Here is a 14,436-nt window from a genome sequence, read left to right as displayed (position 1 = left end):
GGGGGCAATTTCTCCATAGGGATAAGATTTATACGCTGCCCATTTGCGCGCACAAACGAAACTGTCTCCCGTCCCGGCCCGAAATTTTTCTCCTCTTTACCGTGGATAGGATCGGAGAACTCAATTGCGGCATTGACTCCAATGCGTAAGCCTAACGCCCTTCGCGTCTGCGTTCGTTGCAAGAGATGCGAGCACCAAACAACCACATTGAAAAATCGCTTTTGACATTTGTTTCATCGGATGCCTTCAATCAGTTTTCCTTTCGCTGCCGCCTAACGGGTCGGTACAATCGATGCTCAATAATTGCCCAGATCGTCGATTTTCTCGATGCTCCCCCACGGCACCCCATTTCTCGCCTTCTCAGAGAATGGTATGTAGTCGGCTCCTCCGCAAATTCTATCGAATACAATTTTCTTTTTTTTTGCGACGTACACTTCGCCAGGAATCAATGAGTTTGATATTACATAATCATATTCACCACTTTTGAATTTCAAATGAGTACCTAGCCCCAGTGCGCTCCTTGATATGTCGATGATCGACATAATGTCGCGTGGTGGTATAAGGGTCGCCGGATATTTGAAATCCAATTTTGATTGGATTCCGTATCGGTACTGGACGTAACCAACGTCTGGAGAAGCATTTTTCGCTGCACAGACAGAGGCGATTTTGTACACGCCGTCTAGCTCGCAACTAAAGTACACGTCCTCGTCAGCCGTACACAGCGTTTTCTCGTCTGCGAAATTAGAAGCGTTGGCTACTGACCGGATATCTATCGAGAGAACGCAAATCAATGCAGCCTTTAGTACCCGGTGAAATATCACTTCAGTCCTCCCCACCTTTCAATATCATTAAAATTGACGCGGCGCCCATTTATACTTTCTGCCTTCTGAGCACTCTGTCGTCCATGGAACAATCCGGGATTAATCGCTCCTGAAATGTCGTCAACAATTGCTTGGGCCAGTCCACCATCAGCAATGGTGTAGAGATTATTCATTACCCAAAAATAGCACGCGGACCGCACGGCGTATTTCACTTGCCCAACGGCTTCCGGGCTGCCCTCGAAATCTATATGCCTATCCTGCGGCCACTGAGCGCCATTCGCGCGGTGCCATTGAGTAAATCGGCGATATCCTCCACGATGAGTCAATTGAATCATGCCGCGACCTCTATAAAGGTACCCGTCCCCGCTCGCAATATCTCCATTTCCATCCTGGCCGGCATAGGCATGATTGGCGATTGCTGCCTGATCGGCTGGGTGTTGGTTGGTCCTCCCATAAAGCTGGGCGTCATGCGGATGCGCGGTAAAATATGAGAACAATCCGCCAGTCAATGCGGTCGACGAATAGTCCAGAATCTCGTTATGTATTGCCAATCCGGCGCCTGTTTCCTGCTTAACTTGTGCAAAGAAGTGGCCGCGCCTTAAACCGGTGTCAAGCTTGTAGAGACTGATGTGTGCGTTGAGCTCATCCACCACATCCTGCAATTCCGGACCGTTAGCACGCGGGAAAAGGTGCTCCATCATCGCCAACGTGAATTGAAATCCACCTTTGCGGAAATTACCCACTAGCCCGATCGGATGAATGTGAAAGACGTCCGACGCTGGCAGGTCAGCCAGACCGGCCTTGACCTCATCCCACCAAACAAGCTTGTCGATTCGTTTCTGCTCCGCCTCGTGCTGGACCTGCGGGCCGGTCCGCTTTTCAATCTCCGCGATGAGTTGCTTCCACTTGCCTGGATTGGCCCACTCGCTCTCATGCTTAATGATCAGTCGCGACATGCGCACCGAAGTCCATGGATCGTGCGCCGCAACGCAAAGCTCGTCCGCGGCCTGGCTACCGTCTCCAGTTGTATATAACGCTCGATAGATCGTTGCCATGAGCGGACTGAGTTTGCCGAGCGCTCCCGCATCCGGCACGTCCGCGCCGCTTGCATAGTCGACAAACGCTTTCGGGGTTGCAAACATCGTATGCGTCGGATCGTGCGCATCTTCGAAGGTTTGGAAGTCCACCCACTTCTGCGCAAACTCGCGCGTCACCCGCCCGCCCTCGAAACTCTGCTCCCGCACCCAGCCATTGATGGGCTTGCCCCGCACGTCTGCACTGTCCACATGCCACCAGTTCAGCTTCAGGCCGTCAGGACCGGGGTCGGCGTCCACCTCCGGAGCTCCAAGTCTCGCCAGTTCGGTGAACGCAGCGATCAGGATTACGCCTGTTTGCTTCGCATCCTGCCCCCGCTCGTGGGCCTTCCCGTACAGCGTGGTATTTTTGGCGACACGCAGGATCGTCGGATCGCTCGACAACCCCAATGGCTTCCATCGGTTGGGATGCGCCCCGTTGCTACGGATCCAAGCCCGACCTTGTTCGATAAACGACTTGACGCTATCGTCACAAAACACCTCAATGTGGACCATGCGGTTCGCCGCCGGCTGACTCAACGAGTCGTAGCGCCCGAGATAACCGATCAGTTCGCCAGCCTTGATTGGAAACGGTGTGGATGGCACGACCACGCGATCGAGCGAGGAATCCGGCATGATGTCCTCGACAACAGGATGGCCGCCTTCCTTGCCGAGGAAAATCCATCCATTCGTTGCTGCGTTCGGAGCGACAAACTCACCCACCGTCGGCGCAAACAATTGCGCTCCATGCATGTCCTTTATCTGGCCCCAGTCGCCTTCGCGCTTGCCGATGCTGACCTGTGAGGCACGCGGCAGGATGCCGATGATCGTGCCATGAAGCTTCGTCGCACGAACCCGTAAGCCCTGCTGTTCCGCGGGCGCCGCCTGGCCCCTCGGGCCGGCGTGAGGTTTGTCCTTGGCAAACTCAGTGACGCGACACTGGGGCGACCAGTACGCAGGCTTTTGCACTGACGTATCGGTTTCACATATTTCATAGCCCGCGAGATCCTGCAGGTGCATGTACAGGCTGAAAAACTTCAGCGTGGTGCCTTTGGGAAATTCCATCGTGTGACGCACCAGCGCAAATCCCGTGCTATACGGCGCGCTGATCGCAGGCTTGCCGTTCTGCGCCGGGATTTCACTGATCGGGTAGGTGCGATCGACACGCCACGCGACCACTTCGCCATCGGCCATGCAGCGCACGCCATTCTTCAGGTCGAGTGCTTGGCCCGCGCCCGCCTCTGTGACGTGAATTCCACCGTGCCACATGCCCTTGCTGCTGACCGAATAGCAGCCCGATGGCTCCTTTTTCAATAACTTGTGGAAATCATGCTCGTCGGTAAAGTCAGCGGATGCATCCGCATTGCCTTGGCCCTTCTTGCGAAAGGGAAACGCGAAGTTCAGCAACTCCACAGGAGTGCTATGCGGATTCGGTGGTGTCGTATTTGCCATGATTGTGCTTAGGATGCAATTTCCTGAGTAGTCGAGACGGGCTGGAAAGACGCTGGTGCCGCCGCCGACAGCACAACCACGACATCTACCTGGACGCGTCATCGGAAGTTGTGAGTTCGGACAGAGGGTCGTCGTAGTTCAGACCGATGAGGAGCCCTCTAGCTTGTCGGCATCGGCATTGCTACGCCGCGCGTTTGCGAGCATAAATGAACTTGCTCATATAAATTGGGATGAAGATCATGACGAAACGCGGAGGCAGTGTCGCGATGACATCAACCACATCTGCCAAAGCTTGGAAGGCCCACGTTTGACGGAAGTCAACGGCACCAACGGCCACGAGGCTTGGAACATTCAGGGTTTGGCCGAGAACGTCGTCATGTACGTCAAGAAGATCGACGTGCTGCGGGAGCTATTCGCATGGGGCCGGCGCAATAAATGCCATGCTCGGAGCTATCAGCGAGAGCGCGTAAAGACGAATCTGCAACCAGCCTAAACAGCGTATCTCCGCGGCAGCGCTGCACCCTGTAAAATGGTGGATTATTAGCGCGCCGTCAGAACACCATGGCGCACGCCCCAGCTTGAAGAATAATTTCACGGAATTACCCAGATGTTGCGGCTCACCGACGTTCAACTCCCCCTCGATCATCCCGAGGACGACCTGCAAGCGACCATCCTGAAACGGTTGGGGATCGCGCCGAAGGCACTGCTCGGCTACACGATCTTTCGCCGCGGCTTCGACGCACGCAAAAAGCGCGCGATCCAGCTCATCTACACACTAGACGTCGAGGTTGAAAACGAAGCCGCCGTACTCGAGCGCCTGCGTGGCGAACCCCACATAGGCCCCACGCCTGACACGGACTACCATTTCGTCACGCACGCACCCGCCGGGCTGCAAAGCCGTCCGGTGGTAATCGGCACAGGCCCCTGCGGCATCCTTGCCGGGTTGATACTCGCGCAGATGGGCTTTCGCCCCATCATTCTCGAGCGCGGCAAGGCGGTACGCGAGCGCACCAAAGACACCTGGGGCTTCTGGCGCAAGCGCGAACTACACCCCGAATCGAACGTACAGTTCGGCGAAGGCGGCGCCGGCACATTTTCCGACGGCAAGCTGTGGAGCCAGGTCAGCGACCCCAAGCACTACGGCCGCAAAGTGCTGACCGAATTCGTCAAGGCCGACGCGCCGCCCGAAATCATGTACGTGAGCAAGCCGCACATCGGCACCTTCCGCCTGGTCAAGATGGTCGAGAAAATGCGCGCGTCGATCGAAGCGCTGGGTGGTGAATTCCGCTTCGGCTGCAAAGTGGACGACATCGACATCGCCGAGGGCAAAGTGCGCGGCGTGATGCTCGCAGGCGGCGAATATATCGCCGCGGAGAAAGTGATCCTGGCAATCGGTCACAGCGCCCGCGACACGTTCGAGATGCTGCATCGGCGTGGCGTCTACATCGAAGCCAAGCCCTTTTCGATCGGCTTTCGCATCGAACATCCGCAATCGCTGATCGACGCCGCACGCTTCGGGCCCAGTGCCGGGCATCCCGTACTGGGCGCAGCCGATTACAAACTCGTGCACCACTGCAAAAACGGCCGCACGGTCTACAGCTTCTGCATGTGCCCAGGCGGCACCGTAGTCGCCGCCACGTCCGAAGTCGGACGCGTGGTCACCAACGGCATGAGCCAATACTCGCGCAACGAGCGCAACGCCAACAGCGCGATCGTGGTCGGCATTACGCCGGAAGACTACCCAGGCAATGCGTTGGCCGGCATCGATTTTCAGCGCGAACTCGAATCGCGCGCGTTCGAACTGGGCGGGCGTGACTACAGCGCCCCAGGCCAATTGGTCGGCGATTTTCTGGCCGCACGCCCCTCCACCGCACTTGGTTCGGTGGTGCCGTCGTATAAACCGGGCGTGCACTTATGCGACTTGGCACCCAGCCTGCCCGCCTACGCTATCGAATCGATCCGCGAGGCCTTGCCCGCGTTCGAGCGGCAGATCAAGGGTTACTCGATGAACGACGCGATGCTCACCGGAGTCGAGACTCGCACATCGTCGCCGCTGCGCATCAAGCGCAACGACGCGTTTGTCAGCCTGAATACCGAGGGTCTCTATCCCGCCGGTGAAGGCGCGGGCTACGCGGGCGGAATTCTCTCCGCGGCGATCGATGGCATTCGGGTCGCCGAGGCGGTGGGCTTGGCCATGAGTCGAGCCACGACCGTCGCGGCGAGCGCTTAGCGTGCCGCGCGAGCCGGTGCCGAAACAAAAAGTGTCGGTGTCGGCGGCTGATACCGAGGTGGCCACGTCAGCTACATCAGCGTCACGCACACCCCCGGGCAAATGGACTGGCCTGATCTACTTCGTCATTTCGCAGATCGGCTGGTTCGCCTGCGTGCTCGGCGCCGCGCATGGCGTGCCGTCGATCGGGGTCGCAGTCACTCTCGCAATCGTGATATGGCACCTGCTGCGCGTACCCCGGCCACGATGCGAACTCAAGATGTTGCTGGCGGTCATAGCGATCGGCGGCGTATGGGAAAGTGCACTGGTCGACCTGGGCCTGCTCACCTATCCCAACGGTATCCTGCTACCGTGGACCGCACCCTACTGGATGCTGGCCCTCTGGGCACTCTTCGCCATCACGCTCAACACGACATTCAATTGGCTCAAAGGTCGCCCGCTGCTGGCGGCGATACTCGGTGCGCTGTGCGGCCCGATGTCATTCTCGGCCGGCGCACGGCTCGGCGCGGTGCAATTTCATCCGCCGCAGTTGGCGCTGCTCGCACTCGCGATCGGCTGGGCTATGCTAATTCCGGCCGTACTGGCCATCGCCAATCACTGGGACGGTACCCGCTCATCATGACACTCCCCCCTTCCGAACTGGAACACATCACCGCGCGCACGCTCGGTCACTATAACCAGAGCGCCGAAGAATTTCGCCTCGGCACGCGCGATCACGATGTCAGCCAAAACATCGATGCGCTCTTGCGTCATATCGAAGCGCAGCCGCCGCTCACAATACTCGATTTCGGCTGCGGCCCCGGGCGCGATCTGAAAACCTTCACGGCACTGGGCCACACCGCAACAGGATTGGATGGCACCGAACGCTTCGTGCAGATGGCTCGCACCGAAACCGGCTGCGAGGTATGGCATCAAGATTTTCTCAAGCTTGCGTTGCCGCCCGAGCATTTTGACGGCGTGTTTGCGAACGCCGTGCTGTTTCATGTACCGAGCCAGGAACTGCCCCGCGTGTTGCGCGAATTACAAGCGACGCTAAAACCTGGGGGCGTGCTATTCAGTTCCAACCCGCGCGGCGACAATGTCGAGGGCTGGAACCGCGATCGCTATGGCGCGTACCACGACCTGGAGCACTGGCGCGCCGCGATGACAACGGCGGGCTTCTTTGAACTCGAACACTACTACCGTCCAGCCGGTTTGCCACGCGAGCAGCAACCGTGGCTCGCCAGCGTCTGGCGCAAAATCTAGCTGCTCAGTTCCAGATGCAGCGCCACATACTCCTGCGCGAGCTTATGGCGCGGCTCCAGGTAAATCATCGGCCGTGCATGCTGGTGGCTCTCGCGGATTTTCACCGACGACGACAAATATGAGCTCAGCACCGGCAAGCCTTCGTCGACCAACTCCTGCACCAGTTGCTGCGGCAAGCTCGCGCGCGGCTGAAACTGGTTGATGACGATGCCCTCGACCTTGAGATCGGGGTTATGGTCATGCTGGATCTCCTGCACATTTTCAAGCACCGCATACAACGCCCGGCGCGAGAAATCGTCGCAATCGAACGGAATCAAGCAGTGCTCGACCGCGATCAGCGCCGAACGGGTAAAGAAGTTCAGTGCCGGCGGCGTATCGATATACAGCGCGTCATAGCCTTCCAACCCTTTGAGCGCATCGCGCAGCTTGTAGATTTTATAGCGCGACTCAAGCTTGCTTTGCAGCGCTTCGAGATTCGGATGCGACGGGATAATGTCGAGGTTTTCGAACGGCGTGCGATGCACGAACGAGCCGATTTCCGGTTCCTTGAAACTGAAGCTCAGCGCAGTTTCAAAGAAATCAGCCATGCTCGGCTGCGCGTCCTGCGCCTGAGCGCCCAACAGATATTGGCTCGAATTACCTTGTGGATCGAGGTCGATCACCAGCGTGCGCAGACCCTGCGAAGCGCTGATCGCCGCGAGATTGCACACTATGGTGGATTTGCCGACCCCGCCCTTTTGATTGAATACCACTCGACGCATGGGTTTTTAGTCCTCGATTACCGCTACGTACATCTATAGACAGCCGCATTCAGCGACATATTGCGCGATATCCCGCGCCGATGAGCGCATGCCACACTCGCCAACATAGCATGTCCATCATGACAAAAAAACAGCGCGACAGTTTAATCGCGCGTTTTCTTGATTGTGTTTTTCCATCGACCGATCGCCGCGAGCGGGCGAGCAATGTAGGGCCTGGGCGGGCTTACTGCGCTGAATCCGACGCGGGTGGTAGATAACTGAGCAACAATTGTTCGGTGCTCAAGCGTCTATCCTTGGCGACGCGCTCGATCGAGCGGTCCAACTCGGAGCGCTGGAATTGCTCGACGCTCATGCCTACGGCCTGCGCATGACGCGCCGTGATCGCCTGCAACATATGGAGTACTTCGGGGTACTCGCTGAGAAAACCCTGCTCGGCGAGCAGTTGACGTACGGGGGGAAGAGTCATCGTGGAATTGAGTGAGGGCTGCGCCGCGGAAATTCGCGCGCTTGAGGCGGGCACCGGAACGGGGCTGATCGAAACAAATAGCACCGACCGGCACACGGTATCACGATCATCATAGCCGATGACGACAGGCGCCTGGCAAAATGCAGCACGCGCCTGCCTATCCAACGCTCCAACGCTCCAACGCTCCAACTCGATCGGACACCTCGCTCAGCGCGGCCACCGGTCGAGCCTGCTTGGAGGTCAAGCTTCGAGCCGCGCATCCATGGTGATCTTGGCATTCAACACTTTGGAGACCGGACAGCCCGCCTTCGCGCCCTGGGCTGCTTTTTCGAAGGCGGCCTTGTCGGCGCCGGGGATGCGTACTGCCACATCCAGGTGTACAGCGGTAATCGAAAAACCGCCATCGTCCTTGTCGAGCGTCACAGTGGCCTGCGTGGCGATATTTTCCGCCTTCATGCCAGCTTCCTGCAGTTGCAGCGAAAGCGCCATCGTAAAACACGCTGCATGCGCCGCTCCCAGCAACTCTTCCGGATTCGTTCCAGGGCCGTCTTCGAAGCGTGCACTGAACCCGTATGGGGCGTCCTTGAGCACGCCGCTCTGCGTGGAAATATGCCCTTTGCCGTCTTTGATTCCGCCTTGCCACTTTACCGATGCTGTCTTTTTCATGCGAACTCTCCTAGAGGTAGAAGTCATGCTGTAGTAGGACGCGGCGTACTCAATTACGTTCACGACAAACTGAGGCGCCTGGGGTCCCCGTCTAGCAGTATTCATGTTCGCGCGGGGCGCCGTTAGTTCAGCCGGTGCAACGCCGCCGGCGTGCGCGCGAACGCCTCCGGTAAAATGCGGGCATGCCCATGACCCTCTCGTCGCCCGCCCACAGCGAACTCATCATCCGTAAAAGCCGCTTCATCGGCTGCGTGCAACCGATGAGCGATCGCGCGGGAGCGCAAGCCCAAGTGGCCGCGCTGCGCGCGTTGCATCCGGGCGCGGCACACGTGTGCTGGGCTTTGCTCGCGGGCGGTCACTCAGCCGCCGTGGACGACGGCGAACCCGGAGGCACTGCAGGGCGCCCCATGCTCGACGTACTGCGTCATCAGGATCTGGAAAGCGTGCTGGCCACTGTGGTGCGTTATTTCGGCGGGGTCAAACTGGGCGCAGGTGGGCTCGTTCGGGCCTACACCGGCACCATCGCGCAAGCGCTGCTGGACGCGGACAAGATCGTCTTGCAGCGCATGCTGACCTTGCAATGCGCAGTGCCGTACGCGCTTGAGGGCGTACTGCGTCGCAGCATCGAGCAGGCCGGCGCTCATTTGCTGCAAGTCAGCCACGGCGCGCTCGTCGAACTGAGCTTCAGCTTGCCGGAATCGCAGGGCGCGCAGTTCCTCGCATTAGCGAATGAGCAAAGCCAGGGCCATATCCAATGGCTTTGATTTCACTGGCTTTCATGCGTGGGCCACGCGATTTGCATGTGTGGCCCACGCAGCCGTAGCGCCGTGGCCCTGAGGACGTTCCTACTGGCCGCGCGACTCCGCAGGCATGGTCTTTTCAGCCGCCGCATGCACCAGATTCAGCGCGGTGTGTATCAACGCCACATGCGAAAAAGCTTGCGGAAAATTGCCGAGTTGGCAGCCCGCCCTCGGGTCGTACTCTTCGGCCAGCAGACCCACGTCGTTGCTGACTGCGATCAAGCGCTCGAATAGTTCCCTGGCCTCGTCCAGGCGCCCTTGCATCGCCAGGTTGTCCGCGAGCCAGAAGCTGCAAGCCAGAAATGCACCTTCGCCAGGTGGCAAGCCATCGGCGGTCTCATGCGTCAGGTAACGCACCACGAAACCGTCGATGACCAGCTCCTTCTCGATCGCCGCAACGGTGCCGATGATGCGCGGATCGTCGGCCGGCAGAAAGCCCACCTGCGGTATCAGCAGCAAGCTCGCATCCAGCGCATCCGAACCGTAGGCCTGAACGAAACTATTGCGATGCGGGTTGAAACCGCGCGCGCACACTTGCGCATGGATCGTGTCGCGCAATTCGCGCCAGTGATCGATTGGACCTTCAAAACCAAACAACTCCACCGATTTGATCGCGCGATCAAAAGCGACCCAGGCCATCACCTTGGAATAGGTAAATTGCTGGCGTCCCCCGCGCACCTCCCAAATGCCTTCGTCGGGCTCCTGCCAGACATCCTCAAGATGCTCGAGGACGGCCAATTGCACGCGCCACGACGCTTCATCGTTTTCCGGGTCCTCCGGGGAATCGGAGTTCAGATCGTACTTACGGCACTGGTGCAACGCATCCATTAACTCGCCGTAGACGTCGAGCTGCAACTGCGTCGACGCCTGGTTGCCGATGCGCACCGGGATTGAATGCTCAAAGCCCGGCAGCCCGTGGACGACGCGCTCGTCGAGTTGACGTTCACCGCCGATGCCATACATGATCTGGATCTGCGATGCGTCGCCGGCCACCGCCCGCACCAACCAAGCTCGCCAGGCACGTGCCTCCCTGTAGTAGCCGGCCGCCATCAATGCGGTCAGGCTGAGTGTGGCGTCGCGCAACCAGCAGTACCGGTAATCCCAATTGCGCTCGCCGCCTAGCCATTCCGGCAGCGAAGTCGTGGGTGCGGCAACGATGCCGCCCGTCTGCTGGTAAGTCAACGCCTTGAGGGTAATCAGCGAACGCCTGACCACGTCGGACCACGGTGCCGCGGCTACGCAGTCGCCCGACCATTTCCGCCAGCGTTGCTCCAGGTCGTGCAGATCGTGCTGGGCATCGCCGGCGCTGGGAGCGTCCACGTACGATAGTCCATAGGTCAATTCGAAACTGTAGTGCTCACCCGCGCCGACGTCGAAACTGCCGACGGTCTTGCGGTCCTCGCCACGTACCGGCACCGGTGAGCGCAAGGTCACCCGGTTCGGGCCGACCACGAAGCTCATGCCCTCTTCCTCGGTCAACTGGCTGGCCCACGGCACCGAGATCCCATAGTCAAAGCGCATGATCAATTCGAGCTGCATCTCGACTCGCCCGCGTACGCCCTCCACGACGCGGTACAAACGAGAGGTATGAGTACGCACCGGCATGAAATCGATTACCTTGACCACGCCTGTCGCAGTTTCGAATTCAGTTTCGAGGATCAGCGTTCCCGGCCTGTAACGCCTCGTAACTCTCACCTCGGCGGCGCTTGGTGCAATCAGCCAGCGACCGTTCTCGGCATCGCCCAGCAACGATGCGAAACAGGCCGGCGAGTCGAAGCGCGGCCAGCACAGCCAATCGATCGAACCGTCAATGCCCACGAGCGCTGCGGTTTCGCAGTCACCTATCAGGGCGTAGTCTTCGATTCGGCGCGACGGGGGCGGTCGCGCGGGCAGTGACGGGGGCAAGGACAGGTTTTGCACGGACTGATCTGGCACGGGGCTTCCTCGAACGATGGCTGCGGCCCGGACCTTGCGGCGGTCCGGTCTTGATAGGTTTGGGGTTGGACCCACCGGCTGCCATTTTGTTCAGGCCGCGCTACAAGCGCGGGTTGCTCGCGACGTCCTTTGCAAAGCTAGACGGGATCGGGCTCGCTGCCAGTGCGCGCTGCGGTGTTGGGGTCGGCGGGAGCTGTAGGATGGGTGGCAACCATCGGACGAGTGTGAGCCATGGGACCGGCGGCGGCGGTTGGAACACTGGGAACGTCGGGAACAGCAGCACTCACCTCGCCCCAAGCGTTGTCGTACATCACCGTCTCCAGCGGCTGACGCTGTGCCCACCCTTGCAGCTCCAGCATGGGCTTGGGATAGAACGCATCCACCTGCCCCAGGCACAGGATCGCGACGGGCTTGGCGCCGGCCGGCATGGCAAGCAGTTCGCCCAGTTGTTGCGGGTCGAACAGCGACACCCAGCCCATGCCGATACCCTCGGCGCGTGCCGCCAGCCAAATGTTCTGGATCGCGCAGGCGACCGAGGCCAGATCCATTTCCGGCAAGGTCCGGCGCCCAAAGATGTGAGATTCGCGCCCTTCCATCAACGCCACCACCAGGATTTCGCCGCATTCGCGTATGCCTTCGACCTTGAGCCGCATGAATTCGTCTTCGCGCTCATCCAGCGCCTGGGCAGTCTTGACCCGTTCGGCTTCGACGATGCGATGCAGCGCCGCGCGCAAGCCCGGCTCCGAAACACGGATAAAGCGCCAAGGCTGCATGAAGCCGACGCTGGGGGCGTTGTGCGCTGCATGCAGCAAACGCGCCATCAAATCCTCAGGCAGCGGCTGGGGCAGAAAATGGCGGACGTCGCGCCGCTGCTCTATCGTCTTATAGACTGCGGCAATTTCCGCATCGCTGAATTTATTGGTCACGATGGCTCACGGTTTGAAAAGGTCCACGACCGCCGCCGGGTTGGACGGGAAATAAACGTGGATGTAGGTCGCGACCAGCCGTGCGCGGCAGAAAATCCGCTCGCCCGGCGACGTGTTGTGCAGCCGCTCGCCAAACGCCTGCGGGGCCACCGGCGTATCGATCACTGAATGATGAAAGGTGTGCCCGCGCAGCGTGCCGCCCGGCAGCGGCGCGCTCTGGTATCCCAGCCCTTGCAAGCGATGATGCATGATTGCATGCCCCCTCAACACACCGGCCATTTCGCCGCGCTGTCCGGTTTTATCGGTCAGTGATTCCAACAAATACAGCATACCGCCGCATTCAGCAAATAGCGGTTTTCCCTGCTCTGCGTGTTGCACCAGGGCGGCTTTAAACTCGGTGTTTTGCGCCAGGCGCTGCAGGTGCAGTTCGGGATAGCCGCCGGGCAGGTAAACGCTATCGACCTCCGGCAGCGCCGTATCGGCTAGCGGCGAGAAGAACGTCAGCTCGGCACCCAGCGCGCGCAGCAAGTCGAGATTGGCGGGATAGAGAAACGAAAACGCGGCGTCGTGTGCGATCCCGATACGTACGCCCGCGAGCGGCAAGCCTGCGGGCATGACCGCGGGGGCAGATGCAGATGCGGGTGCGGGCGTGGGCTCGGGCTTGTGTGCCGGCGTGGGCTCGGGTTTGCGCGCGGGTTTGCGTAATCTGGCTAGGGTGACCACCGGAGCAAGCGCTGCGGACGATCCGTGCTCGGCGACCGATCCATGCGATGCAGACGATGCGTGCGTAAACTCGACCATCGGCGGCAATTCGGCCAGCCCGGTCTTGGCGATCAACGCGGCGCAGGCGCTCAAACGCGCATCGAGATCCGCTATCTCCTGCGCTTGCACGAGACCCAAATGGCGCGCCGGCAACGCGAACTGCGCCGAGCGTGGAATCGAGCCGAAATAGGACAGCCCAGCCGGCATGCCCTCGAGGATCATTTCTTCATGACGCGCACTGGCCACCGAGTTAGCCAGCACCCCGGCCCACCGCAAACCGGGGCGATAGGTCGCCAGGCCATGCGCCAGCGCCCCCAGTGTCTGCGCCATCCCACTCGCATCGATGACAGCGAGCACCGGCACACCCAGCGCCTGCGCCAAGTCGGCGCTACTGGGACGACCGTCGTAGAGCCCCATCACGCCTTCGATCAGGATCAGGTCGGCACTCAGCGCGGCTTCATGCACGCGGCGCCGGCACTCGGTCTCACCAGCCATCCACAAATCAAGCTGGTACACCGGGTGACCGCTCGCGCGCTCGAGGATCATCGGATCGATAAAATCGGGGCCGCTTTTGAACACCCGAACCTGGCGGCCTTGCTGCGCGTGAAAACGCGCGAGGGCCGCCGTGACCGTCGTCTTGCCGTGGCTGGACGCCGGGGCGCTGATGAACAAGGCAGGACACCGGCTGCTCACGTCAGAACTCCACGCCTTTCTGTGCCTTGATGCCCTGCTCCTGGTACGGATGCTTGATCGGCCGAATCTCGCTGACCAGATCGGCCGCTTCGATCAGCGCATCGGGCGCATGACGGCCAGTCACGACGATGTGCAGCATCTCGCGGCGCCGGGCAAACACGGCCAGCACCTCGGCCAGATCGAGATACTGATATTTCAAAACGATGTTGAGCTCGTCGAGTATCACCATATCGTACGACGGGTCCTCGATCATGCGCACCGCCTCGGCCCACCCAACAGCGGCAGTTTTCATATCGGCGTCGCGATCCTGCGTATTCCATGTATAGCCGGCACCGACCACATGAAAATCGCAGTTCGGATCGCGCCCGAGTACCTCGCGCTCTGCGCTATGCAGCGCACCCTTGATGAACTGGACCACGCCGAGCTTCATGCCATGCCCAAGAATGCGCAAGCCCATACCAAAAGCGGCGGTCGACTTCCCCTTGCCGGTGCCGGTATAGACCAGCAACAGGCCTTTTTCCTTTTGCGCGGCCGCTTTCTTTTTTTCGAAACCGGCTTTGTGACGTTCGGTCATGCGCTTGTGTGCGTCGGGATCGGTTTTCATCA

General features: G+C 59.9%; 14 protein-coding genes. 5 read left to right on the top strand and 9 right to left on the bottom strand.

The window, feature by feature from the left end; translation table 11 throughout:
* Positions 1-296 precede the first annotated feature (296 nt).
* On the bottom strand, positions 297-674 hold the full coding sequence (locus GSQ77_RS27720) for a hypothetical protein (RefSeq protein WP_158907150.1): 378 nt from the start codon (positions 672-674) through the stop codon (positions 297-299).
* 143 nt (positions 675-817) lie between these two features.
* Positions 818-3,346, bottom strand: a complete 2,529-nt coding sequence (locus tag GSQ77_RS27715; protein ID WP_216854968.1) for a chitinase — start codon at positions 3,344-3,346, stop codon at positions 818-820.
* A gap of 307 nt (positions 3,347-3,653) precedes the next feature.
* Here GSQ77_RS27715 and GSQ77_RS27710 point away from each other — a divergent pair, with 307 nt between their 5' ends.
* From GSQ77_RS27710 to GSQ77_RS27695, 4 genes are all read left to right on the top strand, one after another.
* Positions 3,654-3,839: a hypothetical protein gene (locus GSQ77_RS27710; protein ID WP_158907148.1), complete on the top strand. Its 186-nt coding sequence runs from the start codon at positions 3,654-3,656 to the stop codon at positions 3,837-3,839.
* A 114-nt stretch (positions 3,840-3,953) separates the two neighbouring features.
* Entirely contained in the window at positions 3,954-5,576 is a 1,623-nt protein-coding gene (locus GSQ77_RS27705) for an NAD(P)/FAD-dependent oxidoreductase (protein WP_158907146.1), read from the top strand.
* A gap of 16 nt (positions 5,577-5,592) precedes the next feature.
* The gene (locus GSQ77_RS27700; RefSeq protein WP_158907144.1) at positions 5,593-6,198 is read left to right on the top strand and encodes a DUF2878 domain-containing protein; all 606 of its coding nucleotides are present in this window, start codon (positions 5,593-5,595) and stop codon (positions 6,196-6,198) included.
* The gene (locus GSQ77_RS27695) at positions 6,195-6,821 is read left to right on the top strand and encodes a bifunctional 2-polyprenyl-6-hydroxyphenol methylase/3-demethylubiquinol 3-O-methyltransferase UbiG (protein ID WP_158907142.1); all 627 of its coding nucleotides are present in this window, start codon (positions 6,195-6,197) and stop codon (positions 6,819-6,821) included. Before GSQ77_RS27700 ends, GSQ77_RS27695 begins: the two co-directional genes overlap by 4 nt.
* On the opposite strand, the gene GSQ77_RS27690 is transcribed toward GSQ77_RS27695, so the two are convergent.
* From GSQ77_RS27690 to GSQ77_RS27680, 3 genes are all read right to left on the bottom strand, one after another.
* Positions 6,818-7,582 carry a ParA family protein gene (locus tag GSQ77_RS27690; protein WP_158907140.1) on the bottom strand — a complete coding sequence of 255 codons (765 nt, stop codon included), beginning with the start codon at positions 7,580-7,582 and terminating at the stop codon, positions 6,818-6,820. The two genes, GSQ77_RS27695 and GSQ77_RS27690, sit on opposite strands and share 4 nt — an antisense overlap.
* Before the next feature lie 223 nt (positions 7,583-7,805).
* Positions 7,806-8,048, bottom strand: coding sequence for a DUF6388 family protein (locus GSQ77_RS27685; protein ID WP_158907138.1), 243 nt, complete (start codon positions 8,046-8,048; stop codon positions 7,806-7,808).
* Between the two features lie 240 nt (positions 8,049-8,288).
* Complete coding sequence (locus GSQ77_RS27680; protein ID WP_158907136.1) at positions 8,289-8,714, bottom strand: OsmC family protein; 426 nt, start codon at positions 8,712-8,714, stop codon at positions 8,289-8,291.
* A gap of 182 nt (positions 8,715-8,896) precedes the next feature.
* Between GSQ77_RS27680 and GSQ77_RS27675 the strand changes: the two genes are divergently transcribed.
* The gene (locus GSQ77_RS27675) at positions 8,897-9,478 is read left to right on the top strand and encodes a YigZ family protein (protein WP_158907134.1); all 582 of its coding nucleotides are present in this window, start codon (positions 8,897-8,899) and stop codon (positions 9,476-9,478) included.
* An 81-nt stretch (positions 9,479-9,559) separates the two neighbouring features.
* Here the strand turns inward: GSQ77_RS27675 and GSQ77_RS27670 are convergent, their stop codons facing one another.
* From GSQ77_RS27670 to cobO, 4 genes are all read right to left on the bottom strand, one after another.
* Positions 9,560-11,407 (bottom strand): glycoside hydrolase family 15 protein, encoded by a 1,848-nt coding sequence (locus GSQ77_RS27670; protein WP_158907158.1) that lies wholly within the window; start codon positions 11,405-11,407, stop codon positions 9,560-9,562.
* Between the two features lie 179 nt (positions 11,408-11,586).
* Entirely contained in the window at positions 11,587-12,375 is a 789-nt protein-coding gene (bluB, locus tag GSQ77_RS27665; protein WP_216854967.1) for a 5,6-dimethylbenzimidazole synthase, read from the bottom strand.
* A 6-nt stretch (positions 12,376-12,381) separates the two neighbouring features.
* Positions 12,382-13,830, bottom strand: coding sequence for a cobyrinate a,c-diamide synthase (locus tag GSQ77_RS27660; protein ID WP_158907132.1), 1,449 nt, complete (start codon positions 13,828-13,830; stop codon positions 12,382-12,384).
* 1 nt (position 13,831) lies between these two features.
* Positions 13,832-14,434, bottom strand: coding sequence for a cob(I)yrinic acid a,c-diamide adenosyltransferase (gene cobO / locus GSQ77_RS27655; protein WP_158907130.1), 603 nt, complete (start codon positions 14,432-14,434; stop codon positions 13,832-13,834).
* Between the last annotated feature and the right edge of the window lie 2 nt (positions 14,435-14,436).

Origin of the sequence: Burkholderia sp. L27(2015), assembly GCF_009765705.1 — a bacterium.
Taxonomy (GTDB): Bacteria; Pseudomonadota; Gammaproteobacteria; order Burkholderiales; family Burkholderiaceae; genus LMUX01.
This window is presented reverse-complemented; position numbering and strand designations above follow the sequence as displayed.

Bases quoted from the DNA above. Each gene is read 5' to 3' on its own strand.
- GSQ77_RS27675 (WP_158907134.1), top strand. From the start codon at position 8,897: ATGCCCATGACCCTCTCGTCGCCCGCCCACAGCGAACTCATCATCCGT.
- GSQ77_RS27685 (WP_158907138.1), bottom strand. From the start codon at position 8,048: ATGACTCTTCCCCCCGTACGTCAACTGCTCGCCGAGCAGGGTTTTCTC.
- cobO (WP_158907130.1), bottom strand. From the start codon at position 14,434: ATGAAAACCGATCCCGACGCACACAAGCGCATGACCGAACGTCACAAA.
- GSQ77_RS27695 (WP_158907142.1), top strand. From the start codon at position 6,195: ATGACACTCCCCCCTTCCGAACTGGAACACATCACCGCGCGCACGCTC.
- GSQ77_RS27680 (WP_158907136.1), bottom strand. From the start codon at position 8,714: ATGAAAAAGACAGCATCGGTAAAGTGGCAAGGCGGAATCAAAGACGGC.
- GSQ77_RS27705 (WP_158907146.1), top strand. From the start codon at position 3,954: ATGTTGCGGCTCACCGACGTTCAACTCCCCCTCGATCATCCCGAGGAC.
- GSQ77_RS27690 (WP_158907140.1), bottom strand. From the start codon at position 7,582: ATGCGTCGAGTGGTATTCAATCAAAAGGGCGGGGTCGGCAAATCCACC.
- GSQ77_RS27715 (WP_216854968.1), bottom strand. From the start codon at position 3,346: ATGGCAAATACGACACCACCGAATCCGCATAGCACTCCTGTGGAGTTG.